The sequence below is a fragment of the Falsiroseomonas oryzae genome (assembly GCF_027856955.1).
In the GTDB taxonomy this organism is placed as follows: Bacteria; Pseudomonadota; Alphaproteobacteria; order Acetobacterales; family Acetobacteraceae; genus Falsiroseomonas; species Falsiroseomonas oryzae.
Genome location: NZ_JAPSMD010000706.1, coordinates 1 through 1,836, shown reverse-complemented (window position 1 = coordinate 1,836; position 1,836 = coordinate 1). Strand labels below are relative to the sequence as shown.

Here is a 1,836-nt window from a genome sequence, read left to right as displayed (position 1 = left end):
GGCCGACAGCCGGGCGAAGCCCTGCGCCGCCACCGCCTCCGCGGGGGTGCCGCGGGCGTCGCCGGCGGGCAGCCGGGCGCAGGCGGCGACCAGCGACAGGACCAGCAGCGCAACGAGGCGCGGCAGGGTCCGCGGCCTGGCTTGGGCGACTCGCATTCCGGTCTTCCTCCGCTGCGCATCTGGAGTTGAGGCGGGCGAAGGTTAAGAAATGGTAAATAGGAAATTGCCGTGCCGCGGCATGGCTCGCGCGATGGCTGCGACACCCGTCACAAGCTGCTGGAATTGCAGCAATCCCCAACAAAATCCGAGCCTTGGCACGCAAGGCGCTTGACCGCGGCTGGTCCATGGCCAGAACATATAGGGAACGGACGCCATGGACCCCGAACCCTCCCCCTACCCCCTGCCGCCCGAGCCCCTGCCGATGGACCGGCCGGCGCTGATGGCGGCACTGCGCGCCCGGATCGGCCGGCTGGAACGCGCCGGCGCCGCCGCGGCGCTCGCACGGTCCGGGGCGGGGGTGGTGCATTTGTCCGAAACCATCGACGCCCACCTCCCCGGCGGCGGCCTGGCCCGCGCCGGGCTGCATGAGATCCTGGCCGCCGAGCCTGGCGCGGCCTGCGGCTTCGCCGCCGTCATCCTCGGCCGCACTCATGGCCCCGTCCTGTGGATCGGCCCCGACCCCGATGCCTGGCCGCCCGGCCTGGCCCGCTTCGGCCTCTCCCCCGCCGAGCTTGTCCTGGTCCGCGCCCCGCGTCCCGCCGACGGGCTCTGGGCGATGGAGGAGGCGCTGCGCTGCCCGGCCGTCGGCGGCGCGCTGCTGAATTTGTCCGAACTCGACCTCACCGCCGCCCGCCGCCTGCAACTCGCTGCCGAGGCCGGCGGCGCGCTCGGCCTGCTGCTGCGGCCCGATACCGAGGAAGCCGGCCCCTCCGCCGCCCTCACCCGCTGGCGCGTCAACGCCCTGCCCGGCAATGGCGGCACCGCGCACCAGCTCGGCGACCCGCGCTGGCAGCTCGAACTCCTGCGCTGCCGCGGCAGCACGCCCCACGCCTGGACGGTGACCTGGCGCACCACCACCGACCGCCTGGACACCGACAGCGACAGCCTGCCCGCCCCCACCACCCGCCGCCGCCGCGCATGACCCGCCGCCGCGCCGCAGGCCCGCCCCGGCTGCCGCTGCCAGGGCTGGGACGGGATGACGCCGGGGTCGCGCCGGTGGTTTGCGGGGGCTCTGCCCCCGCGCCCCCGCCGGGGAGCTTGAAGCTCCCCGGGCCCCCACGTCTGTTGATGCCCGGCAGGGAGGGGGCCCAAGGCCCCCTCCCTGCCGGGCATGAAACAAATGCAGGTCCAGGAGCCTCAGGCTCCTGGCAGGGGGTGCAGGGGGACAGCGTCCCCCTGCAGGCCAACAGCGCCACACCCCGCCGTCACCTCGCCCTCGCCTTGCCGCGGCTGCCCGTGGAGCGGCTGCGGCTGCGCGGCCCGGTCGTGGTGTGGCAGGCGGTCGGGTCGCGGCGGGAGGTGGTGGCGGTCGGCGGCGTCGCGGGCGTGCGGCCGGGGCAGGCCTTGTCGGACGTGCAGGCTGTGGTGCCGGAGGCCGTGGCGGTGGAGGCCGATCCGGTCGCGGATGCCGCCTTCCTGGAGCGCCTGGCGCTCTGGGCGATGCGCTTCTCCCCGCTGGTGGCGGTGTCGGGCGGGGATGCGCTGGTGGTGGACGTCACCGGCGTCGCGCATCTCTTCGGCGGCGAGGATGCGCTGCTGCGGCGCGCGGTGGCGGGGCTCGCGCGGCTCGGCGTGACGGCCTCGGGCGTGGTGGCTGGCGCGCCGGCCGCGGCGCTG

General features: G+C 75.8%; 2 protein-coding genes. Both read left to right on the top strand.

What is annotated here, in order from left to right:
• The first annotated feature begins 373 nt into the window (after positions 1-373).
• On the top strand, positions 374-1,141 hold the full coding sequence (locus OZN99_RS30840; protein ID WP_270939022.1) for an ImuA family protein: 768 nt from the start codon (positions 374-376) through the stop codon (positions 1,139-1,141).
• 233 nt (positions 1,142-1,374) lie between these two features.
• Positions 1,375-1,836: Y-family DNA polymerase (locus OZN99_RS30835; RefSeq protein WP_456299918.1), on the top strand; the 462-nt coding region annotated here is incomplete at its 3' end.

What these genes read in the sequence shown, in the direction of transcription:
- OZN99_RS30840 (WP_270939022.1), top strand. Translation starts at nt 374, where the DNA reads ATGGACCCCGAACCCTCCCCCTACCCCCTGCCGCCCGAGCCCCTGCCG.